Consider the following 22731-nt stretch of genomic DNA (forward strand, 5'->3'; position numbering starts at 1 on the left):
TACCAGAACCGTGCCCCCAAGCGAAGCGAATTCTCCGCCTTTCGTCGGGGGCCGGCCTCGCTTACATTTGCCTGAATCTGGGGGCAAAGGGTCGCCGCATGTCCAATATGACCGTTGCCGCAGGCCGCCGCTCCCGTTGGGGCCTTTTCATTGCACCCGTTCTCGTCCTGATCCTCGCCGTCGCCTGGAGCTGCTTCTGGTTCTATGCGGCGTCGCAGGCCGAAATCGCCGCAGACGCCTGGCGCGCGCAGGAGGCCAAGTCGGGTCGCATCTATGATTGCGCCAAGCGCTCGATCGCGGGCTTCCCGTTCCGCTTCGAGGTCCAGTGCTCCGGTGCCAGCGTCGCCCTGGTGTCGCAGAATGCGAGCAAGACGCCGTTCACGGCGAAGCTCGACAACATCCTGGTCGTCGCCCAGGTCTATGACCCCAAGCTCGTCATCGCCGAGTTCTCCGCGCCGGCGACGCTGACCGACGGCGTCACGCAAAACACCTTCGTGGTGAACTGGAGCAAGGGCCGCGCCAGCGTGGTCGGTCTGCCGGCCGTGCCGGATCGCGCCTCCATCGTGTTCGACGAACCCGGCCTCAACCGTCTCGACGGCAGCGTCCAGGTGCCGCTCGCGCGCGCCAAGCAGATCGAGCTGCACGGCCGCCTCGCGGACGGATCGCCATCCGATCACCCGGTGATCGAGACGGTGGTCCACGTCGCGCAGGGCAGCATCCAGGGCGTTCATCCCTTGCTCGCCGAGCCGTTCGAGGCGGACACCCGCGCGAAGGTCACCGGCCTCACCGATCTCACGCCAAAACCCTGGCCGCAGCGCTTCCGCGAGATCCAGGCCGCCGGCGGCCATATCGAGATCGTGCAGTCGCGGATCCAGCAGGGCGAGATGATCGCGGTTGCGGCCGGCACGCTCGGCCTTTCAGCCAATGGCCGGCTCGACGGCGAATTACAGATGACGGTGGCGGGCCTCGAGCGCGTCATCCCGGCGCTTGGCATCGAGAAGATGCTGGAGGAAGGCGTGCCGCAGGCAACGCTCGACCGCGTCGCGCCGGGTGTGAAGTCGCAGGATCTCAACAATTTGTTCGGCGCGCTCGACCGCGCCGTGCCGGGCCTCGGCAAGGTCATCAAGCAGAACGCCAATGCCGGCGTTGCCGCCGGCATCAATTCGATCGGCACCGAGAGCACGCTGGAAGGCAAGAAGGCGAGAAGCTTCCCGCTCAAATTCGTCGACGGCGCCGTGCTGCTCGGCCCAGTCAAGGTCGGCCAGATCCCGCCGCTGTATTAAGGGCGGAGAGCTCTCCACACCGTCATTGCGAGCGCAGCGAAGCAATCCAGACTGTCTCTGCGGAGGTATCCTGGATTGCTTCGCTACGCTCGCAATGACGAAGAATGAGCAGTTTCGCTACGGCTTCTTCAGCGCCGCATGGGGCCGGCCGAAATCCGGCGCGGCCGAATCCTGGCCTATCTCGACGATGCCGCGGCGGATGGCGCGGGTGCGGGTGAAGTGGTCGAACAGCGCCTCGCCGTCGCCGCGGCGGATCGCGCGGGTGAGCTTGGCGAGATCCTCGGTGAAGGTGCCGAGCATCTCCAGCACGGCTTCCTTGTTGGCGAGGAAGACGTCGCGCCACATCGTCGGGTCGGACGCCGCGATACGGGTGAAATCGCGAAAACCGCCGGCAGAGAATTTGATCACCTCGGATTCCGTCACCTGCGCCAGCTCGTCGGCGGTGCCGACTATGGTGTAGGCGATCAGATGCGGCAGGTGACTGGTGATCGCGAGCACGAGATCATGATGATCCGGCGTCATCACCTCGACCTTGGCGCCCATCGCCGCCCAGAAGGCGCGCAGGCGATCGGTGGCAGCCGCATCGACGCCTTCCGGCGGCGTCAGGATGCACCAGCGGTTGATGAAGAGCTCGGCGAAGCCGGAATCCGGACCCGAATGCTCGGTGCCTGCGACCGGATGCGCCGGCACGAAATGCACGCCCTGCGGCAGATGCGGGGCCATGTCCCTGACCACCGCGCCCTTGACCGAGCCGACGTCGGAGATGATCGCGCCCGGCTTGAGATGCGCGGCGATCTCCCGCGCCACCTCGCCGCAGGCGCCGACGGGAATGCAGAGGATGACGAGATCGGCATCCTTCACTGCTTCCACATTGGTCGCCACGATGTGGTCGACGATGCCGAGCTCGGCGACCCGCGCGCGCGTCTTCTCCGAGCGCGCGGTGGTGACGATCTCGCCAGCTAAGCCCTGGAGCTTCGCCGCACGCGCGATCGAGCCGCCGATCAGCCCGAAGCCGATCAGCGCGACGCGCTGGAAGTGCGCCTGCGCACTCATTTGCCGGCCATGAAGTCGCGCAGGGCCTCGATCACGAGGCGGTTGGCCTCCTCGGTACCGATGGTCATGCGCAGCGCATGCGGCAGGCCGTAGTTCTTCAGCGCGCGCAGCACCAGGCCCCGTTTGGTGAGGTAAGCGTCGGCATCGTCCGCGGTCTTGCCCCTGTCGGAAGGGAAGTGGATCAGCACGAAATTGGCGACGCTCGGCGTCACCTTCAGCCCGAGCTTGCCGATCTCTTCTGTCAGCCGATTGCGCCAGGTCTCGGTGAACTGCTTCGACATCGCCTGGTGCGCGGTATCCTCGATCGCGGCGACTGCGGCATACATTGCCGGCGTCGACACGTTGAAGGGACCGCGGATGCGGTTGACCGCGTCGATGATGTGCTCGGGCCCGAACATCCAGCCGATGCGCAGCGCGGCCAAGCCGTGGATCTTGGAGAAGGTATGCGTCACCACGGTGTTCTCGGTGGTGGCGACGAGCTCGATCCCCATCTCGTAATCGTTGCGCGAGACGTAGTCGCAATAGGCGGCATCCAGCACCAGCAACACGTGCGACGGCAGGCCGGCGCGCAGGCGCTTGACCTCGTCGAACGGCAGATAGGTGCCGGTCGGGTTGTTGGGATTGGCGAGCCAGATCAGTTTTGTCCGCGGTGTCACGGCCTTGAGGATGGCGTCGACGTCGGCGGTGAAGTTGGTTTCGGGCGCGACCACGTTCTTGGCCCCGTTCGCCATGGTCGCGATCGGGTAGACCAGGAAGCCGTGGGTGGTGGAGATCGCCTCGTCGCCCTGGCTGAGATAGGTGTGCGCGAGCAGATTGAGGATCTCGTCCGACCCGGCGCCGCAGATGATGCGGTTGGGGTCAAGACCGAAGGAACGGCCAATCGCCTCGCGCAGCACGCGCGAGGTGCCTTCCGGATAGTCTTCCAGGTGATCCGCCACGTGCTTGAACGCCTCGATCGCCTTGGGCGAGGGTCCGAACGGCGTCTCGTTTGCCGAGAGCTTGAACACCTTGCGGCCCGGCTCCGCCACCGGGCTCTTGCCGGGCGTGTAGGGCGCAATGTCGAGAATGCCGGGATTCGGCACGGGGCGGGACATCTTCAACTCCGAAAGTGGCTTCAGGCGGTTCGCGATCTACGATTTTGGCCCGGTCGGGGGCACCGTATAGCGCGTTGCGTGGCTGCCGACGAGGGCCGTGGAGCGCACCGAGGCCCCCGCCTCGATCAGGGCAGCCTTGATTTTGTCGATGCTGGTCGCGCTCGTGACCGAGACCAGCAATGCCGCGCCGTCGAAGGCGGTATCGGGCACTGCCACGATCTCGGCAAGCGGCGACAGCGCGCGCGCGACCTCGGCGTTCCACCCGGAGACGCGGACGCTGAAGGTCTCGACCTCCGTCACCAGGGCGCTGTCGGCGACGCGCGAGATCGCGAACACCGGCAGTGCGGCCGGATGGTCGGCGCGCTCGACGAACGGCATCCGCGCGATGATCTTGGGCGCGCCGTCGGCTTCCAACTCCAGCCACCACGGCGTGCGGCTCGAGGTCGCCGAGACCAGCGCCAGGTCGCCCTTGGATTTCGCCACCGCCTCCACCGCGGCCTGCGCGCTGAAATGCGCGACGTAAGGCACGGTGAAGCCGAAATGAAAGCGCGCGGAATCGCGCATCGCCGGCTCGCTCACCGAGATGTCGGCATGCACGGAGAACGGCGCCTGCACATAGGTGAAGGTCGAGATGATGACGCGCCAGATGCTCTCGACCGTGTCGAGCGGCAGGATGCCGCGATGACGCTGCACGATCTCGCGCATCATGGAAGCCTCGCGCGCGGGGCGGAACGCCGAGCCGACTTCCTGGGTCTGCTTCACCTGGATCAGGCGGTCGATGATGTCGCCGCGCTGCATCAGGAGGCGATGCATGCCCTCGTCGATCGCGTCGATCTCCTTGCGCAATTCCTGAAGCGATGGTGGCGCGGGCGGACGTTGGGACATGACTGACAAAGGGCTGTTGAGAGGTGCCGATCCGCAAAAGCGGTCAGCTGCGGTCTATCCTGATTAGGCAGGATAGGCAGCGAAAGCAAAGAGAAATGACGGCCTTTTCGATCGACCGCTCGGAGGCAAATCCGGTTGACCCGGGCCGCGACTTGACGAAAACCGCCCCAGACGGTAGTTTTTGCCTGTTCCGTGGTCATTTGAGCCGGCCGGCTTGCAGCCACGTTAAAAAACTCGCTAAACAGGCCGGGGACGCTTCCGATCCCGGCCGAACCTATCGTTCAGGCCGGGTTTTTCATGGCCTGATGTCACTGCGCTCTGAAGTCCGATCGCAAACGAGGTCGATGGTCAAAATGGGTAGCGTCAAGTCGATACCGAGTCCTGCGATCAGCACCGATGATCGGTCACACGAGGTCGATCATCCGAGTTCGCAGGTTATGCGTTTCGGCGCCGATCAGCCGCTGCGGCTCGATTGCGGCATCGATCTGTCGCCGTTCCAGATCGCCTACCAGACCTATGGCGAATTGAACGCCGATCGCTCCAACGCCGTTCTGATCTGCCATGCGCTGACCGGCGACCAGCATGTCGCCAATGTGCATCCCGTCACCGGCAAGCCCGGCTGGTGGGAGACGCTGGTCGGCCCCGGTCGACCCATTGATCCCAAGCACTACTTCATCATCTGCTCCAACGTGATCGGCGGCTGCATGGGCTCGACGGGGCCGGCGTCGATCAATCCCGCCACGGGCAAGGTCTGGGGCCTCGATTTCCCCGTCATCACCATTCCCGACATGGTGCGCGCGCAGGCGATGCTGATCGACCGGCTCGGCATCGACACGCTGTTCGCGGTCGTTGGCGGGTCGATGGGTGGCATGCAGGTGCTGCAATGGACCGCGGCCTATCCTGCTCGCGTGTACTCCGCACTGGCGATTGCTTGCTCGACGCGGCACTCGGCGCAGAACATCGCCTTCCACGAGCTCGGCCGCCAGGCCGTGATGGCCGATCCCGACTGGCACAATGGTGGCTATGCCGACCGCGGCATCCATCCGCATCGCGGGCTCGCGGTGGCGCGCATGGCGGCGCACATCACCTATCTCTCCGACGCCGCGCTGCACCGAAAATTCGGCCGCCGCATGCAGGACCGTGAGCTGCCGACCTTCTCGTTCGATGCCGACTTCCAGGTCGAGTCCTATCTGCGCTACCAGGGCTCGTCCTTCGTCGAGCGCTTCGACGCCAACTCGTATCTGTATCTGACACGCGCGATGGATTATTTCGACATCGCCGCCGATCATGGTGGCGTGCTGGCGAAGGCGTTTGCGGGCATCAAGACCCGCTTCTGCGTGGTCTCCTTCACCAGCGACTGGCTGTTTCCGACCTCGGAATCGCGCGCCCTGGTGCACGCGCTGAATGCGTCGAGTGCTCGGGTGTCGTTCGCCGAGATCGAGACCGATCGCGGTCACGACGCCTTCCTGCTCGACGTGCCCGAATTCTTCGACATCTCGCGTGCCTTCCTGCAATCGGCAGGCAAGGCACGCGGTCTCGACGGCAAAGGTGGCTAGAATGTCCGTACAGGAAGTGCTGCCGTTGAACGGCGTTGCGGCCGGGCCGTCCGGTCAGTTTCGTGCCGACCATCTGCTCGTGGCCGAGATGGTCAAGCCGGGCTCGAAGGTGCTCGACGTCGGCTGCGGCGAGGGCGATCTGCTCCAGCTGCTGGAAACGCGCGGCATCGACGGCCGTGGCATCGAGCTGTCGCGCGAGGGCGTCAATCGCTGCGTCGCCAAGGGGCTTGCGGTGGTGCAGGGTGACGCCGACACCGACCTCGTCAACTATCCCGACGATGCCTTCGATTACGTGATCCTGTCGCAGACGCTGCAAGCGACGCGGCAGCCGCGTGTGGTGCTGGAGAACCTGCTGCGCATCGGCCGCCGCGCCATCGTCTCGTTCCCGAATTTCGGCTTCTGGAAGATGCGGCTCCAGCTCCTGATCGGCGGCCACATGCCGCGCACCGAGAACCTGCCGGCGACCTGGTACGACACCGCCAACATCCACTTCTGCACCATCAAGGATTTCGTCGAGCTCTGCGACAAGATCAACGTCAAGATGGAGCGTTCGGTCGCGCTCGATCTCTACGGCCGCCCGGTGCCGCTGAACCTGCCGTGGTGGGTGTGGAACATGTTCGGCGAGCAGGGCGTGTTCTTGCTGAGCCGCGGGCAAGGAAAGTAGCTTTTCGTCATTGCGAGCGCAGCGAAGCAATCCAGAATCCTTCCGCGGAAAGACCCTGGATTGCTTCGCTTCGCTCGCAATGACGGAGTATGCGGCAATGCCATCGCTAACCCGCCGCCAGGGACCTCGCATCGCGTACCGGCCAGCGGCCCGCTTCCACCAGCGTGACGAACCGCTCCACGCTCTCGTTGAACAGCGCGGGTTCTTCGAGATTGAGTACGTGGCCCGACTTCGGAAACATCGCGAGCCCGGCCGCCGGAAGGTGCTTCTTCAAGAACAGGCTCGGGCCGACGCACGGGTCGTCCTCGTCGCCGCAGATGATCAGCGCCGGCGTTGAGGCGCGCTTGATCGCGTCCGTCATCGTGTAGATCGAGGGACGGCCGCCCTGGAAGCCGCGCATCGTGCGCGCCGAGCCGCTGGCGTCGTGCCGCGCCAGCGCGGCGTAGAAATCGGCGTGGCCGCGCGGGTCCTTCACCAGGAAGGGAATCCGGCTCGGCGCCTCGCGCGTGACCTTTGCGACTTCCGCGGAGCCAGATGTCTCGAACTGCTCGGCATTGGCGCGGCACTGCTTGCGCCAGGCATCGAGATTCTCGATCTCCGAGCCCGAGCCGACGCCGGCCAGCGTCATCGACAATGCGCGCTGCGGCGCGTTGAGCCCGATCTGGAGCGACGAGTAGGCACCCATCGACAGGCCGACGAGATGCGCGCGCTCGATCCCGAGATGATCGAGCACCGCGAGCGCATCGGTGTAGAAATGCGTGTAGGTATAGACCTCGCCATCGGGCACGTCCGAGGGCGTGTAGCCGCGCGCAGAGTAAGTGATGCAGCGATGACCGCGCGAGAAGTAGCGCATCTGCGGCTCCCAATTGGTGTAGTCAGCCGCAAACTCGTGCAGAAAAATGATCGGCGATCCCTGGCCCGCCTCCTCGAAATAGATGCGGACGTCATCCTTGGTCGTGGCGTGGGGCATTAACCGTTTCCCTCTGTTCAAGCCGCATTTGGAGGATCGCAGTTAATGCTGTTGTCCGCAATGCGGCAGCATCAGATGAGTATTGACGCAAAATCATCGCAGCTATTCGCCGACGCGGCGTCTTTTTCTCGCCACATGGGACGGCTTAACGGCCTTTCGGATGTCGGCCGCCGCACGGGCCGATGGGAAGTGGGGGTGTTAATCAAGGATGAAGAATGTTTGAGTTGTTTGCGTATCGCCTGTCGCGTTGTGTTGTCGCGCTGGCGCTTTTCTTCGCGGCGGTCGCCGTGCTCGTTTCTCCGGCCTCAGCGCGGCCGCATCATCGTCATAGCGCAGAGCGGCACGTTTACGTGCATCACGCCAGACATTATCACTACCGCCACCATGCACGCAGCTCGCGCTTCGAGCGCAGCGCAGCGCAGTTGCAGGCGAGTGGATTCGCCAACACCCAGGCGAGCTATGATCCGAACGCCAATAGCGGCGGCATGGCCAACAACGCGATGAGCAACGGCGGCTTCGGCGGCGGATCGGGCCTCGTGTCCGAGGCGCGCCGCTATCTCGGCGGCAATCCGACCGGACGCGGCAGCCTGTGGTGCGCGCGTTTCATGAACATGGTGCTGCAGCACACCGGGCATCAGGGCACCGGCTCCGACATGGCGAGCTCGTTCGCGCGCTACGGCACGCGCGTCTCCGGTCCGCAGGTCGGCGCCATCGCGGTGATGTCGCGCGGCGGCCGGGGCGGCCATGTCGGCATCATCACCGGCGTCGATGCAAAGGGAAATCCGATCATGATCTCCGGCAACGACGGCAACCGCGTCCGCGAGGCGCCGGTCTCGCGCGGTCGGATCTATGCGTATGTGATGCCGAATTAACGACGGAGCCGTAGGGTGGGCAAAGGCGCAAGAGCGCCGTGCCCACCGGCGGTGCGTCAGCGTTCGCTAGCAGGAACGGTGGGCACGCTTCGCTTTGCCCACCCTTGTAATAGCGCAATCAGATATTGTCGGCGTGTTCCGTGAGGAATGGCCTGCCGCGGCTGCAACCCGCGGCAGGCCGCTGGCGATCGGATCGCGCCCACCCTGAGCAGTTTGTGGCTGCCCCGTAGCAGGATCGCGCCAGCACCTTCATCGGACCCGGATGGTTGCCGGAACAATCAGGTTCGCTTCACAAGGCAGGGTCGACGAAGATGGCACAGACTAGCACGACGACAGCGGGAATCGATACGTCCAAGGCGAAGCTCGACATTGTAGTTCATGGTCGAGACGAGGGTTGGGAGGTCGCCAACGACCTTCCCGGTTGGCGGAAGCTGGTGCAGCTGCTGACCAAAGCTGGCGTCAAGCGAGTCGGGATCGAAGCGACCGGCGGTTACGAGCGTGGGGTAGTGGAGCATTTGCGTGCGGCCGGCGTCATCGTGCTGGTGCTGCAGCCGATCCAGGTCAAGGCGTTCGGCCGCTCCCGATTGCGTCGCGCCAAGAACGATACGCTGGATGCCGCGCTGATTGCTGCCTGCGCGGCATCGCTCGAAGAGGTGAGGAGTGCGCCGGATCCGCGCTTGGCGGAGCTCGCCGAGCAGCTCACCTTCCTCGAGCAGATCGAGGACGACATCAAGCGCTTCAAGACCCGGCTCGAGCATCTCGAGAAGCCTCGGCTACGCCGCATCGTGCTGGATGACATTGCCCGGTTGAAGGCAAGGCGGCTCTCCCAAATCCGTCACCTCGCCAAGCAACTACGCGCTCACCACGATCTCGCTGTCCGCCTTGACCTCGTGATGAGCATTCCCGGGATCGGTGAGCGCACGGCACTGGCCCTCCTGGTCCGCATGCCTGAACTCGGCCGTGTCAGCCGGGAGGAAGTCGCAGCCCTTGCCGGGCTGGCTCCCTTCGACAACGATAGCGGGCAGTACAAGGGCCAACGCCGTATCGCCGGCGGCCGCGCTCGCCTGCGTCGCTCTCTGTTTGCGGCAGCCCTGCCTGCGGCCTTCCGCTGGAACAAGGCCGTCATGGCCCTCTATGCCCGCCTGACTGCGGCCGGAAAGGCTCACAATGCCGCTCTCATCGCATGCGCGCGCAAGCTGCTCATCTATGCCAACACCGTCGTGCAACGCGGAACGCCGTGGACTGAAAAACTCCTCGGCGTTTAATGGTTGCTACGGCAGCGGTGCCTCGTCACACCAGCTTCGGCTCTTCCACCGCGACCGCATCGCCGACGCCGATCTCGCCGCCTTCGATCACCTCGGCATAGATGCCGCAGTCCATGTGGCCGAGATTGCGCGAGAGCGTGGGCGGGATTTCGAGATCGCGCTTTGCGGTGACGGGGTCGACATTGGTGGCCGGGCAGCGGACGATGCGCTTGACCACCTTCAGCCGGGCGTCACCGATCGCAAGCGTCTGACCGACGAGGTCGAGCTCCGACCAGGCCGGCCAGCCCTTCAGGTAGAGATTGGCGCGGAAGCGCAGGGGGTGGACTGCGGCGCCGCCCAGCATGGTCTCGATGGCGCGGACGCTGTCGAGATTGATGATGGATACGACCTTGCGGGCGACGTCGGAAAAGCTGTGGTCGCGGCCGGACAGGACCTTCGGCGGTCCCTTCAGCTCCGGCTGAAAGTTCTCGTTGAAATAGCTCTCGATGGCGGCGCGGCCGGTAGCGGTCTCGAGATCGCCGCTGGCGACGATCTGGCCGTCCTTGCGAATGGTCAGGCGGTTGGTCGCGTCCTCGAACCGGCTCTCGAGGGAGGCCAGCCGCTCATTGCGCGCCAGCATCAGAAACTGGATTTTCGGCTTCCACTGCGGCGCCTCCGGGTCGAACCCGCTCGGCCCGTTCTCGATGGCGTAGCGGCGGTCGGCGGGCAGGGTCTGGCCGCCCCGCAAGGTGACGCGGGTCAGGCGTTCCGGGGTCAGGCCTTTGATCGGGTAGCGGTAGAGGCCGGTAATCTCGGCGGTGCGGCTGGCTGTCATGCCGCTACTTAGGGGATTCGACGGGCCCGCGCCAAGCGGCCCATGAGCGCACGAAATTGTGAACTCGCCTCTTTCGCATCCGCAACCCGCTTCCCACATTTGCCTCAGGCCGGCGGCCACGCCGGCAAAAGAGACCCGTTACCGGTTGAGAAACGTCAATGCGGTAATCGGAAACCCAGTGAAGATGCCATTTGGGGTGCCTTAGAGGGCCCCAGGGGCAGGCCGAGGGATAGAAAAGACATGAATATCGAGAAATACACCGAACGCTCCAGGGGCTTCATCCAGTCCGCGCAGTCGCTTGCGATGCGCGAGGGGCACCAGCAGTTCTCCACCCTGCACATGCTGAAGGTCCTGCTGGACGACACTGAGGGGCTGGCTTCCGGTCTGATCGACCGAGCCGGCGGCAATTCCCGTGCGATCCTGAAGGCGACCGAGGACGCCCTGAACAAAGTGCCGAAGGTCTCCGGCGGCGGCGCCGGTCAGATCTATCTGGCGCCCGAGCTCGCCCGCACTTTTGATGCCGCCGAAAAGGCCGGCGAGAAGGCTGGCGACAGCTTTGTCACGGTCGAGCGGCTGCTGCTCGGTCTTGCGCTGGAGAAGTCCAGCGAGGCCGGCACGATCCTCAACAAGGGCGGTGTCACCCCGCAAAATCTCAATGCGGCGATCGAGGCGCTGCGCAAGGGTCGCACCGCGGACTCCGCGACCGCCGAGAACGCCTATGACGCGCTCAAGAAATATGCCCGCGACCTGACCCAGGCGGCGCGCGACGGCAAGCTCGACCCGGTCATCGGCCGCGACGAGGAGATCCGCCGCACCATCCAGGTGCTATCGCGCCGGACCAAGAACAACCCTGTCCTGATCGGTGAGCCCGGCGTCGGCAAGACCGCCATCGCCGAGGGCCTCGCGCTGCGCATCGTCAATGGTGACGTGCCGGAGAGTCTGAAGGACAAGAAGCTGCTGTCGCTCGACCTCGGTGCGCTGATTGCCGGTGCGAAATACCGCGGCGAGTTTGAGGAGCGCCTCAAGGCCGTGCTCCAGGAAGTCACCGCGAGCGAGGGCACCTACATCCTGTTCATCGACGAGATGCACACGCTGATCGGCGCCGGCAAGGGTGACGGCGCGATGGACGCCTCCAACCTGCTCAAGCCGGCGCTCGCCCGCGGCGAGCTGCACTGCATCGGCGCGACCACGCTCGACGAGTACCAGAAGCACGTCGAGAAGGACGCGGCGCTGGCACGGCGCTTCCAGCCGATCTTCGTCAGCGAGCCGTCGGTCGAGGATACCATCTCGATCCTGCGCGGGCTGAAGGACAAGTACGAACAGCACCATGGCGTGCGGATCTCCGATTCCGCGCTTGTGGCCTCCGCGACGCTGTCCAACCGCTACATCACCGACCGCTTCCTGCCCGACAAGGCGATCGACCTCATGGATGAGGCCGCGGCGCGGCTGAAGATGCAGGTCGATTCCAAGCCGGAAGAGCTGGATTCGCTGGATCGCGAGATCATCCGGCTCAAGATCGAGCAGGAGGCGCTGAAGAAGGAAAGCGATTCCGGCTCCAAGACCCGGCTCCAGACGCTGGAGAAGGATCTTGCCGAGCTCGAGGAGAAGTCTGCGGCCCTGACGGCGCGCTGGAGCGCAGAGAAAAGCAAGCTCTCCGATGCCCAGAAGCTGAAGGCCGAGCTCGACGGCTTGCGTGTCGAGCTGGCCAACGCCCAGCGGCGCGGCGAATTCCAGAAGGCCGGCGAGCTGGCCTATGGAAGGATCCCGGAACTCGAGAAGAAGCTTGCGGATATCGAAGCCAAGGAGAACGCCGGCGAGATGATGGAGGAGGCTGTTACCGCCAACCACATCGCGCAGGTTGTCTCGCGCTGGACCGGCGTGCCCGTCGATAAGATGCTGGAAGGCGAGAAGGAGAAGCTCCTGAAGATGGAGGAGCAGCTCGGCAAGCGCGTCGTCGGCCAGGCCGAGGCCGTGCGTGCGGTCGCAACCGCCGTGCGCCGCTCGCGTGCAGGCCTGCAGGACCCGAACCGGCCGACCGGCTCGTTCATGTTCTTGGGACCGACCGGCGTCGGCAAGACCGAGCTGACCAAGGCGCTGGCGGAGTACCTATTCAACGACGAGACCGCGATGGTCCGGCTCGACATGTCCGAATACATGGAGAAGCATTCGGTCTCGCGTCTGATCGGCGCGCCTCCGGGCTATGTCGGCTATGACGAGGGCGGCGCGCTCACCGAAGCGGTGCGGCGCCGGCCCTACCAGGTGGTGCTGTTCGACGAGATCGAGAAGGCGCATCCTGATGTCTTCAACGTCCTGTTGCAGGTGCTCGACGACGGCCGCCTGACCGACGGCCAGGGCCGCACCGTCGATTTCCGCAACACGCTGATCATCATGACCTCGAACCTCGGTTCGGAATTTTTGGTGAACCAGCCGGAAGGCGAGGACACCTCGGCCGTGCGCGAGCAGGTGATGGGAATGGTGCGTGGGCATTTCCGCCCCGAATTCCTCAACCGCGTCGACGAGATCATCCTGTTCCACCGCTTGCAGAAGAGCGAGATGGGCCGGATCGTCGAGATACAGTTCGCGCGGCTGCAGAAGCTGCTCACCGATCGCAAGATCGTGCTGACGCTCGATGCCGCAGGGCGCGACTGGCTCGCGGCCAAGGGCTGGGATCCTGCCTACGGCGCACGCCCGCTCAAGCGCGTGATCCAGCGTCACCTCCAGGACCCGCTCGCCGAGATGATCCTCGCCGGCGACGTCAGGGACGGCGACAGCGTTGCGATCTCGTCCGAAGGCAATGTGCTGACCTTCAACGGCAAGGCGCCGCAGACCGCGGAGATCGCCCAGTTCGAGGCGCCGGTGGCGAAACGGAAGCTGAACTGATCGTTTCTGCCACCTTAAACAACAGGCCGCCCCGGAGAGGTTCACCCCTCCGGGGCGAATTGTTGGGTGGGATCTGCTGCTAAAGCGCGATGAGATTAGGATGAATCGTCATCGCGCTTTAGGTTGTTGTTTGAGCATGATCTTTTCGGAAAACCGCTGCGCACTTTTCCGGATCATGCTTTAGCTGACTGCGGACGCGGAGCCCGGAGAGGCCGGACCTTCCTCGTCGTCAACCTCCTCCAGCTCCGACAAAATATCCACCAGCTCGCGCACCCGTCCCTGCGCCAGCGGCCGCAAATCGTTGATCATCGGCTCGTCGTTGGCGAGCCAGGCCTGGGCTTCGGCGAGTTCCTCGACGGTCGCGCCGGTTCCGATGATCTGGGCTATGGTGACGTCGTCGGCCCGGTCCACGGCCTTGATGACATCGTCGCGTGAGAGGCGCGTCATGGGCGATCCTCCTGCTGGTCGGCTTCCGTCAGCGTCTAACCGTGAACCCGCGCGTGGGTTCCGCGGTCAGGTCTTCTCGGGCGGATGTTACTTCTTCACAGCCTTGTAGATCGCGTTCTCCACGTCCGAGCTGAAGTAGATAACGCCGCTCGCGCCGATCGCGACGCCTGTCGGGATATGCGTCGGCAGGCCGCCCGGCGCGCCCGTCAGGCCGATCGGGAGATTGGCCGCGATCTCCGTCACCTTGCCGGTCTCCGGCGCGATCTCGATCAATCGTTTGGCGCCCACTTCCGCCACGACCAGCTTGCCGTCGCTGGCGCGCGCGATGCCTTCGGGCATTTTCAGCTCCTTGGCGAGCACGGTCTTTGCGCCGTTCTGGTCGATCCGGGAGACCACGCCAGAGAAGGCTTCGGTGACGTAGACCTCGCCGTCCGATCCGCCGACGAGACCCACCGGTCCCTCGAGCTCGCCGATCAGCGTGGCGCGATCCTTGCCATGCTCACCGCTCGCCTTGACCAGCGATTTGGTGCCGAGCTCGGCCACCAGAATGCTGCCGTCCGCGAGCACGATCGCGTCATGCGGGGCCTTGAAGCCGTGCAGCATGTCGCGCGTTGCGCCGGTCTTGCCGTCGATCACCTGCACCGTGCCGGTGAACCAGCTCGACAGCACCACGTCGTTGCCCTTCGCCGTCGCGCTCATCGGATATTCGAGGGTGACGCCGGCGGCGTGCATGCGCGCCTTCTCGGTGACCTCGCCGGTGGCACCGTCCACCGTGCGATAGGCGAATACGTCGGCGACGTGGATCGTATCCTTGCCATTCTCCGAGGTGACGCCGATGCCGCCGGGCAGGGCCAGCTTGCCGATGATGATCTGCTTCGCCTGACCGGTCGCCGGATCGATCTCCTGGATGCCGTTGTCGGCCATGTTGGAGACGTAGATGCGGTCCTTGTCGTCGATCGCGAGATTGTCCAGCGACGGCTTCAGTTGCGCGACCATCGTCTTGGCGCCGGATTTCGGATCGACGCGGACGAGCTGGCCGAGCGCGGTGTCGACCACAAACAGGTTGCCCTTGGAATCGAAGTTCACCGCGGCCGGGACCTTGAAGCCGTCGGCGACCACGGTCAGCTCGGCCTTGTCGACGTCAACCCTGGCGACCTGTCCCTTGAACCAGAGCGGACCGTAGAGCTTGTCGTCGGGACCGAACTCGAAGCCGTTGAGGCCGCCCATCTTCTCCATGATCTGTCGCGGCGGTTTGACGCCCTCGACGTCGATCTCGTAGAGCGTGTCGCCGAGGAAGACGGTGGTGGCGTAGAGTCTGCCGTCCTTGCGGAAGGCGAGCGAGTTGATGCCGGGAAGACCGGAAGCAAGCTTCTTGATCGGGCCGTCGCCCTTGCGCGCGTAAAGATCGCCGGCGAGGAAGCCGGTCCAGGCCATGGTGCCGTCGGGCGCGAACGCGATGTCGTCGGCCATTCCGATCGGAGCGGGGATTGCAACCTTGGCGGTACCGCCCGCGATGTCGACCTCGTAGAGCGCGGCGCCCGCGACGCTGCCGGCGAACAGATGGCCGGCCTTGTCGATGCCGAGCCCATGTACGCCGTGGAATGCGGAGCCCGGGACGAGTTTGGTGACCTCCCAGGTTGCCGGCAATGTCTCGGCCGATGCGCTCGTGATGGAAAAAATTGCACCAACCAGAGCTGCGCAGGCGAGCCTGTTCTTCATGGCGAGACCTCCCATTTTTCGGAAAGTATTCGCCCATCACACGGCTTTGGCAAACGAAACTTGACGTTGTGACGCACTGAAGCGACTTCATTTCACTGGTGTTGTGATTCCGACAGTTCATTCCGTCATTCCGGGCCCGAGCGGGGCGAGGGAGCCCGGAATCCGTTGGGCCACAGAGTACGGTCAGAGACACAGCACTAGCGTCGCATCCAACTCGCATTCGATATCCGGATGATCGCGCCGTTGCGGCCGCTCATCATCGCTTCGAGCCCGCCGCGGTCTTTCGAGGTTTGCGTATCGGGCCTTCCAGCAAGTGGCCGCGCGGCAATCGCGATTGAGCGTCCAACCGTTCCATCGTCCCAGCCCGACGAGGGGCGCCGGAACCCTTCGATTTGATGAAACTGGTGCGGAGGACTGGGGTTGCCCCAGAGCAGCGCAGGATATTGCTATGAAACAAGATCTTGTCGCCCACAATCATCGTGTCTTTGACGAGCTTCATCCCAAGATCTACGGGGCAGCGGTCGGCCTTGTCGTATGGTTCGCGTTCATGGCCTGGGTGCTGTTTGACCGCAGCAGTGACATCAGTCTTTCCCTCGGCCTCGTCACGTTGCTGTTCGTAGTCGCGATCCTGCTGCCCTGGGCCCTTTCGCGGCTCTGGAGGAGGTATCGGATGCCGTACGAGCCGCATCTGGGGCCGACCTCACTGCACGACTGGGAGGCCGGCGAATTCAAGGTCTGGGGTGCAAAACTTCGCGGCTCGCATGCCGCGATCGATGTCCTTTTGCCGCTGGCGGCCGTCTCGTTCGGCCTGACGGCGATCGGGATCGTCTTCGTGATCGTGCGGGCGTGGGCGCTGCCGTAGCTCTCCGGCGCCGGATTGCCGGATACGGCGGAAGTGATATCTGCATAATGGCCCCGCTCGCGCCGTGGTGCGGACGGGGCTTCTGTTACCGACCTGTCGTCAGCCGCGGCGGGTTCTGGGACATCATCCAGAGTTCGACCGCAGCAAGCACAGCCACCAGGATGCCGACCACGACGTGCACCGTCATTGCCGTCTTGGCGCCCTGGAACCCGAGCACCCAAGGCGCAATAAGCGTCCACAGGCCGACGATCAGGTTAAGCCACTCCTCCCACACCGCGAAGGCTGCGAGCGCCGCGATGGCCAGTATCGCAATGACGATGCCCGCGACATACGCGTTCTGAGAGGCTACTCCGGCATCGAATCCGAATATCCAGGGCGAGAAGAACAGGAATGCGCCGAGGACCAGATTGGCGACGTCGCACCATTTTGCGTTCGTCCAGTTCTCCATGACATCCTCCATCAGCTCCGCCCCCTCATGCGAAAATAACCGGGCCACCGTCCGGCGTGTTCCTTGCGGTTCCAGGGAAATTGAATGAAGGAGCGGAACGCGCGGCACCTGATGTGAGGCGGCAAGCCGCCTCGCCACGAAGTCCACTCAGCTGGCTTAGCGGTTGATGACCTGCAGCGGCCCGCCGGTTGCGTCCGACATGCGGGCGATGGCGCCGCCGCGGCCGCTCATCATGCCGTCGAGCCGGTCGCGCTCCTTCTCGAAGCTCGCCAGCATCGGGCCCTCCAGCGACCGGCCGCGCGGCAGCTTCACGCGCATCGGATCGACGAAGCGGCCGTTGACCAGGATCTCGTAGTGGACGTGCGGGCCGGTCGATAGGCCCGACGATCCGACGAAGCCGATCACCTGGCCCTGCCGCACCTTCTTGCCGACTTCCATACCCTTGGCGAAGGCCGACATGTGGCCGTAGGCGGTCTCGTAGCCGTTGGAGTGCTTGATGCGGATGTACTTGCCGTAGCCGCCCTCGGGGCCGGCCTTCTCGATCATGCCGTTGCCGGAGGCGAAGATCGGCGTGCCGTAGGCGGTGGCCCAGTCGACGCCGGTGTGCATCTTCACGTAGCCGAGGATCGGATGGCGGCGGCCGCCGAAGCCGGAGCGCATGATCGCGTTGTTGACGGGCTTCCTGACCAGGAACTTCTTCGCGCTCTTGCCGGTCTCGTCATAGTAGTCGACGACGCCGTCGTCGGGGCTTTGGTAGCGGTAGTATTTCTTGGTCTCGCCGCCGACGGTCAGCGAAGCGAACAGCACCTCGTTCTTCTCGCTCGCGGTCACGCCCTCGTCTTCGCCGGCGTAGAACACGTCGAAGGAATCGCCCGGCTGCACCTTGCGCTGGAAATCGACGTCGTAGGAATAGATCTTGATCATGTCGTCGATGACCGGCATCGGCACCTTGTTGCGCATCGCGGTCTCGTAGATGCTCTGGTAGAGCCGCACGCCGGAGCCGTCATCGTCGTCATCGTCGTCGCTGTTGGCGCTGGCCGCTGCGTCGGCGACGGTGTTCATGCTGGAGACGTCGACCGCGACGTATTTGCCGAGATCGGACAGCGCCGCGATCGCCTCGACCATGGTGTCGTTTGCAACCACCACGCGATAAGGCTGCAGGCGGGCGCCGGGGCTGGCGGGCGCCATCAGGATGCGGAGCTTCTCGCCTTCCTTCAGGCCGCCGTCGCGGCCGCGCGGACCGAGCGTTGCGGTGATCGCCTTGATCTCGTCGGCGGTGGCGCCGAGATCGCGCAGCACGCCAGCGACGCTGTCGCCCTTCTTGACCATGTGGACGCGTTCGCCGTTGGGATTGCCGCCGGTGATCTGCTCCTTGGTCTTGGGCAGCAACGTGACGTTTTCCGGCACCACGCGCGTCTCGAAGCCGGCATAGGGATCGGACGACGACACTTCGGTGGCATAGGCCATCTTCATGTCGGACGCCCCGGTCGCGCGGGAGACGTCGGCGGTGGCATTGGCGAGCGAGGCGTAGCGCACCCCGCCATTGCCGCGCCAATTGGCGGCATCGCGCACCCGCATCAGGATGTCGTCGAGCGCCACCACCGCGGAAATCTTGGCCTTCGGCAGCACCGGCGACAAGTCCTTGGTGACGAAGGAGACCTCGGCGTCGGGCTCGACCGCTTCCGGATTGTTCGGATCATCGGAGGCGGTCTTCGGATCGGCGCCGACGTCGGTGAGCAGGCGCTGGGCGTTGAACGGCGGGATCTTCGCCGACAGATCGCTCGTCGTCATCGACAGATTGCCGGCGATGCGGACGAAGGGACGCACACGCATCACGTCGCGATTGCCGACGCGGGCGACCGTGGAGACGCGGACGATGTTGCGCGACGCCGTGGATTCGCTCGGCGGCGGCAGCCGGTCGCTCTTGTGCAGCGAGGCGGCGCGATCGGCTGCGCCGAATGCACCGCGCAGCGCGCCTTCGACCCGCTCCGGCACCTTGGCGAAGGTCATCTCGCCGTCGAGTGACGCGAAAACGGCGCCGCCGATCAGGGCCGCGCCGCAGAGTCCGGTCAGAATCGTCCCGCTGAACCATTGTACCGAGACGCGGCGGCGATCGATGACGGCGGCCTCAGAACCATCGACGGACAGCGGCGGCTCGTGGCCGAGATCGATGATCCCGGTCTCACGCCCGTAAGCGCCGCGTGACGTCCTGTGGTTCAACCCAAGTCCCCCAATTCAACGACCCAAAAGCCCCGCCTCGAGCCTCTTCCCGGTCGCCCTCTTCGAGGCGTATCGCAGGAAAAAGGCAAGCCGCATAGGCGTTCGCGGTCAGAAGGCCCCGATGACGGGCCGGCCGAAATTACGAACAGCTAAACGGAAAAAGGTCTCTCGATGTCTCTCGAACGCCGGAAGAAGGCCGCGTCATCTGCAAGATCGCCTTCCTCTGACCCCATGAAAACCGCCGGCAGCCCCCACTGGCATTCCCGCGATTCAAGCTTGTCTCTTATCAGAACGCCGCGGGATTGTGGCTCAAGTACGGCGCCAAATATGGAAAAAGTTTCCTGAAGGAACGGGCGCGGGAGGCCGCCTCGGAAGGGCGTCCCAAGCCGCCTCCCAAGTCCGCCTCCCAAGTTCCCTTGCCAAGTCCCCCCTGCCAAGTCCCCCTCCCAAGTGCCCCTCCCAAGTGCTTCCTAAGCCCCCTCCGGAGCCCGCAGGGGCGCAAACTTTTTTCAGTTTTTTCTCCGTGCGACATCCGTCCGCGCGCCCCTTGCCCTTCTAACTGCCTGGAATCGCACGAATTTTTCAGCCAATCCACTGTGCGACGATTTGTTGACGATTGGCGTTGACAGCCCGGAAGGTGGGGCCTATAACCCCAACCACTGAGCGCGGCGCCGCCGGGTCACTGACCAAGGCGAGCGAACGCGCCACTGATGCTCCTCACCTTGTTGAGTGACACAACAATCGACACCAGTCGGTTGGAGTTCATTCATCGTCGGTAAGGGTGTCGGAACCCTTCCTCCCAGGAAGGTTGGGGCCTCCACGGTCCCGGGCTGTTTGACAAGTGAAGATGAAGAAAGAGAAACGTGGACGGCGGAGTCCTTGCGGGTCTCGCTTCTGAAAAGCTTCGGCTTTTCTGATCGAGACCGGACGAAAGACTTCGGCGGTACACGTTTCAAAGGTAACACCATGGCCTCTTGATTGAGGTCAGTTCGCAAGCGATGTGAATCGCTTCGCGAGTATGGTGGGACCTCGTCAAACGTTGTGATCAGCCGGTTCAAAGTTCAAGTCCAACTTGAGAGTTTGATCCTGGCTCAGAGCGAACGCTGGCGGCAGGCTTAACACATGCAAGTCGAGCGGGCGTAGCAATACGTCAGCGGCAGACGGGTGAGTAACGCGTGGGAACGTACCTTTTGGTTCGGAACAACACAGGGAAACTTGTGCTAATACCGGATAAGCCCTTACGGGGAAAGATTTATCGCCGAAAGATCGGCCCGCGTCTGATTAGCTAGTTGGTGAGGTAATGGCTCACCAAGGCGACGATCAGTAGCTGGTCTGAGAGGATGATCAGCCACATTGGGACTGAGACACGGCCCAAACTCCTACGGGAGGCAGCAGTGGGGAATATTGGACAATGGGGGCAACCCTGATCCAGCCATGCCGCGTGAGTGATGAAGGCCCTAGGGTTGTAAAGCTCTTTTGTGCGGGAAGATAATGACGGTACCGCAAGAATAAGCCCCGGCTAACTTCGTGCCAGCAGCCGCGGTAATACGAAGGGGGCTAGCGTTGCTCGGAATCACTGGGCGTAAAGGGTGCGTAGGCGGGTCTTTAAGTCAGGGGTGAAATCCTGGAGCTCAACTCCAGAACTGCCTTTGATACTGAAGATCTTGAGTCCGGGAGAGGTGAGTGGAACTGCGAGTGTAGAGGTGAAATTCGTAGATATTCGCAAGAACACCAGTGGCGAAGGCGGCTCACTGGCCCGGTACTGACGCTGAGGCACGAAAGCGTGGGGAGCAAACAGGATTAGATACCCTGGTAGTCCACGCCGTAAACGATGAATGCCAGCCGTTAGTGGGTTTACTCACTAGTGGCGCAGCTAACGCTTTAAGCATTCCGCCTGGGGAGTACGGTCGCAAGATTAAAACTCAAAGGAATTGACGGGGGCCCGCACAAGCGGTGGAGCATGTGGTTTAATTCGACGCAACGCGCAGAACCTTACCAGCCCTTGACATGTCCAGGACCGGTCGCAGAGACGTGACCTTCTCTTCGGAGCCTGGAACACAGGTGCTGCATGGCTGTCGTCAGCTCGTGTCGTGAGATGTTGGGTTAAGTCCCGCAACGAGCGCAACCCCCGTCCTTAGTTGCTACCATTTAGTTGAGCACTCTAAGGAGACTGCCGGTGATAAGCCGCGAGGAAGGTGGGGATGACGTCAAGTCCTCATGGCCCTTACGGGCTGGGCTACACACGTGCTACAATGGCGGTGACAATGGGATGCGAAGACGCAAGTCCTAGCAAATCTCAAAAAGCCGTCTCAGTTCGGATTGGGCTCTGCAACTCGAGCCCATGAAGTTGGAATCGCTAGTAATCGTGGATCAGCACGCCACGGTGAATACGTTCCCGGGCCTTGTACACACCGCCCGTCACACCATGGGAGTTGGCTTTACCTGAAGACGGTGCGCTAACCCGCAAGGGAGGCAGCCGGCCACGGTAGGGTCAGCGACTGGGGTGAAGTCGTAACAAGGTAGCCGTAGGGGAACCTGCGGCTGGATCACCTCCTTTCTAAGGATGATCCTTCAGCGAGCTCACGCTCACTATCGGATCGTTTTAGAAACATCAGTGGCCAACAGATCGCCAGATCGTTGAGCTGCATTGGCGGGATTTCGCCGTCTTCGTTTCTCTTTCTTCGCGGACGAACACGCGCCGGGGCTGCGCTGTGCGATTGCATCTGCGCTGGTCGCCGATGCATGCACGCAAGACCCTAGTCCTGAAAAGGATAGCGTTAGGGCTTGTAGCTCAGTTGGTTAGAGCGCGCGCTTGATAAGCGTGAGGTCGGAAGTTCAAGTCTTCCCAGGCCCACCACTTTCATCGAGTGAGCATTCGTCTTCTGGTTACGGGGCCATAGCTCAGCTGGGAGAGCGCGTGCTTTGCAAGCATGAGGTCGTCGGTTCGATCCCGTCTGGCTCCACCAGATGGTTTGATCACCGAGATCATGTACCGTCGTCCGCGAAACATCACTTCGCATTCACTAGTCTGGATAGACAGTGAACTGCGTGTTTTCTGACATCGTAAAGAGGAGATCGATCCGAGTTGGGTCGTGCAGCATATCGTTGCGCGGGCCTTCATTATCTCCGGATCATTTTCGGCGCTCGCTTTCAGCCGTGAGGTTGAATGCGAGTTGTAAAATGATCCTTTTAGCGAAGCTTGACCGCCTCGCTATCGGAACGATCTTACGAAGCAAGCTGGTCTTTCTAGTCAATGTCCGGCTGTACGTAGCATTCATCGAGGGTGCGCGCCGCAAGGCAATCGTACAGACAACATTCTGCCGAGTGTGTGGACATTGATAATGAGAGCAATCAAGTGCCTTAAGGGTGTTCGGTGGATGCCTTGGCGCTGAGAGGCGATGAAGGACGTGCTACGCTGCGATAAGCCGTGGGGAGCTGCGAAGAAGCTTTGATCCGCGGATTTCCGAATGGGGAAACCCACCTTCGATAGCCGGAACTCCAAGACCTTGTGTCTTGGTGTTCGACCAGAAATGATCGGGACCATGACCCTCGAGGTTTTGGATTTCCGGTTATCAAGAGAAGGTATGAGACTTCTGAATACATAGGAGGTTTCAAGCAAACCCAGGGAACTGAAACATCTAAGTACCTGGAGGAAAGGACATCAACAGAGACTCCGTTAGTAGTGGCGAGCGAACGCGG

General features: G+C 63.2%; 16 protein-coding genes, 2 tRNA genes, 2 rRNA genes and 1 riboswitch (1 of these 21 only partly in view). Of the genes, 11 read left to right on the forward strand and 9 right to left on the reverse strand.

Annotated elements, in window-relative coordinates:
- Positions 1-98 precede the first annotated feature (98 nt).
- On the forward strand, positions 99-1283 hold the full coding sequence (locus tag XH85_RS06455; protein ID WP_128931220.1) for a DUF2125 domain-containing protein: 1185 nt from the start codon (positions 99-101) through the stop codon (positions 1281-1283).
- Positions 1284-1400: 117 nt separating this feature from the next.
- Here the strand turns inward: XH85_RS06455 and XH85_RS06460 are convergent, their stop codons facing one another.
- Genes XH85_RS06460 through XH85_RS06470 form a run of 3 tightly spaced genes read right to left on the reverse strand, consistent with a single transcriptional unit; the run spans position 1401 to position 4315 of the window.
- Entirely contained in the window at positions 1401-2336 is a 936-nt protein-coding gene (locus XH85_RS06460) for a prephenate/arogenate dehydrogenase family protein (RefSeq protein WP_128931221.1), read from the reverse strand.
- Positions 2333-3430 carry a histidinol-phosphate transaminase gene (gene hisC, locus XH85_RS06465; protein ID WP_128931222.1) on the reverse strand — a complete coding sequence of 366 codons (1098 nt, stop codon included), beginning with the start codon at positions 3428-3430 and terminating at the stop codon, positions 2333-2335. The genes XH85_RS06460 and hisC overlap by 4 nt, the downstream gene beginning before the upstream one ends.
- Positions 3431-3466: 36 nt before the next feature.
- Positions 3467-4315 (reverse strand): chorismate mutase, encoded by an 849-nt coding sequence (locus XH85_RS06470; RefSeq protein WP_128931223.1) that lies wholly within the window; start codon positions 4313-4315, stop codon positions 3467-3469.
- Positions 4316-4497: 182 nt separating this feature from the next.
- Positions 4498-4577: riboswitch (SAM riboswitch) on the forward strand.
- 91 nt (positions 4578-4668) lie between these two features.
- Here XH85_RS06470 and metX point away from each other — a divergent pair.
- Together metX and metW are read left to right on the forward strand one after the other, a co-directional pair.
- Entirely contained in the window at positions 4669-5871 is a 1203-nt protein-coding gene (metX, locus tag XH85_RS06475) for a homoserine O-acetyltransferase MetX (protein WP_128931224.1), read from the forward strand.
- 1 nt (position 5872) lies between these two features.
- Complete coding sequence (metW, locus tag XH85_RS06480) at positions 5873-6535, forward strand: methionine biosynthesis protein MetW (RefSeq protein ID WP_164940422.1); 663 nt, start codon at positions 5873-5875, stop codon at positions 6533-6535.
- Positions 6536-6641: 106 nt separating this feature from the next.
- On the opposite strand, the gene XH85_RS06485 is transcribed toward metW, so the two are convergent.
- Positions 6642-7505 (reverse strand): alpha/beta fold hydrolase, encoded by an 864-nt coding sequence (locus XH85_RS06485; RefSeq protein ID WP_128931226.1) that lies wholly within the window; start codon positions 7503-7505, stop codon positions 6642-6644.
- A 215-nt stretch (positions 7506-7720) separates the two neighbouring features.
- On the opposite strand from XH85_RS06485, the gene XH85_RS06490 reads away from it, so the two are divergent.
- A complete protein-coding gene (locus XH85_RS06490) occupies positions 7721-8377 on the forward strand; it encodes a TIGR02594 family protein (protein ID WP_128931227.1) in 657 nt (218 codons plus the stop codon).
- A gap of 311 nt (positions 8378-8688) precedes the next feature.
- Positions 8689-9642, forward strand: coding sequence for an IS110 family RNA-guided transposase (locus XH85_RS06495; RefSeq protein ID WP_128930305.1), 954 nt, complete (start codon positions 8689-8691; stop codon positions 9640-9642).
- Positions 9643-9667: 25 nt separating this feature from the next.
- Here XH85_RS06495 and XH85_RS06500 read toward each other — a convergent pair whose 3' ends face one another.
- On the reverse strand, positions 9668-10456 hold the full coding sequence (locus XH85_RS06500; protein ID WP_128931228.1) for an MOSC domain-containing protein: 789 nt from the start codon (positions 10454-10456) through the stop codon (positions 9668-9670).
- A gap of 240 nt (positions 10457-10696) precedes the next feature.
- Here XH85_RS06500 and clpB point away from each other — a divergent pair, with 240 nt between their 5' ends.
- Entirely contained in the window at positions 10697-13336 is a 2640-nt protein-coding gene (gene clpB, locus XH85_RS06505; RefSeq protein ID WP_128931229.1) for an ATP-dependent chaperone ClpB, read from the forward strand.
- 180 nt (positions 13337-13516) lie between these two features.
- Here the strand turns inward: clpB and XH85_RS06510 are convergent, their stop codons facing one another.
- Both XH85_RS06510 and XH85_RS06515 read right to left on the reverse strand, forming a co-directional pair.
- Positions 13517-13783 (reverse strand): hypothetical protein, encoded by a 267-nt coding sequence (locus tag XH85_RS06510; RefSeq protein ID WP_128931230.1) that lies wholly within the window; start codon positions 13781-13783, stop codon positions 13517-13519.
- Positions 13784-13870: 87 nt separating this feature from the next.
- Positions 13871-15502 (reverse strand): NHL repeat-containing protein, encoded by a 1632-nt coding sequence (locus XH85_RS06515; protein WP_128931231.1) that lies wholly within the window; start codon positions 15500-15502, stop codon positions 13871-13873.
- Between the two features lie 448 nt (positions 15503-15950).
- Here XH85_RS06515 and XH85_RS06520 point away from each other — a divergent pair, with 448 nt between their 5' ends.
- A complete protein-coding gene (locus XH85_RS06520; RefSeq protein ID WP_128931232.1) occupies positions 15951-16364 on the forward strand; it encodes a hypothetical protein in 414 nt (137 codons plus the stop codon).
- Positions 16365-16449: 85 nt separating this feature from the next.
- Here XH85_RS06520 and XH85_RS06525 read toward each other — a convergent pair whose 3' ends face one another.
- Both XH85_RS06525 and XH85_RS06530 read right to left on the reverse strand, forming a co-directional pair.
- Positions 16450-16812 carry an SPW repeat protein gene (locus tag XH85_RS06525; protein WP_128931233.1) on the reverse strand — a complete coding sequence of 121 codons (363 nt, stop codon included), beginning with the start codon at positions 16810-16812 and terminating at the stop codon, positions 16450-16452.
- Positions 16813-16968: 156 nt separating this feature from the next.
- On the reverse strand, positions 16969-19032 hold the full coding sequence (locus XH85_RS06530) for a M23 family metallopeptidase (RefSeq protein WP_128931234.1): 2064 nt from the start codon (positions 19030-19032) through the stop codon (positions 16969-16971).
- 1068 nt (positions 19033-20100) lie between these two features.
- Between XH85_RS06530 and XH85_RS06535 the strand changes: the two genes are divergently transcribed.
- From XH85_RS06535 to XH85_RS06550, 4 genes are all read left to right on the forward strand, one after another.
- Positions 20101-21589 (forward strand): 16S ribosomal RNA (locus XH85_RS06535).
- 223 nt (positions 21590-21812) lie between these two features.
- Positions 21813-21889 (forward strand) — tRNA-Ile (locus tag XH85_RS06540).
- 33 nt (positions 21890-21922) lie between these two features.
- Positions 21923-21998, forward strand: a tRNA-Ala gene (locus tag XH85_RS06545).
- Positions 21999-22381: 383 nt separating this feature from the next.
- Positions 22382-22731 (forward strand): 23S ribosomal RNA (locus XH85_RS06550); it runs 2497 nt beyond the window's last position.
- Together the 16S and 23S rRNA genes with 2 tRNA genes alongside form the textbook arrangement of a ribosomal RNA operon.

The sequence above is a fragment of the Bradyrhizobium zhanjiangense genome, from assembly GCF_004114935.1.
GTDB classification, from domain to species: Bacteria; Pseudomonadota; Alphaproteobacteria; order Rhizobiales; family Xanthobacteraceae; genus Bradyrhizobium; species Bradyrhizobium zhanjiangense.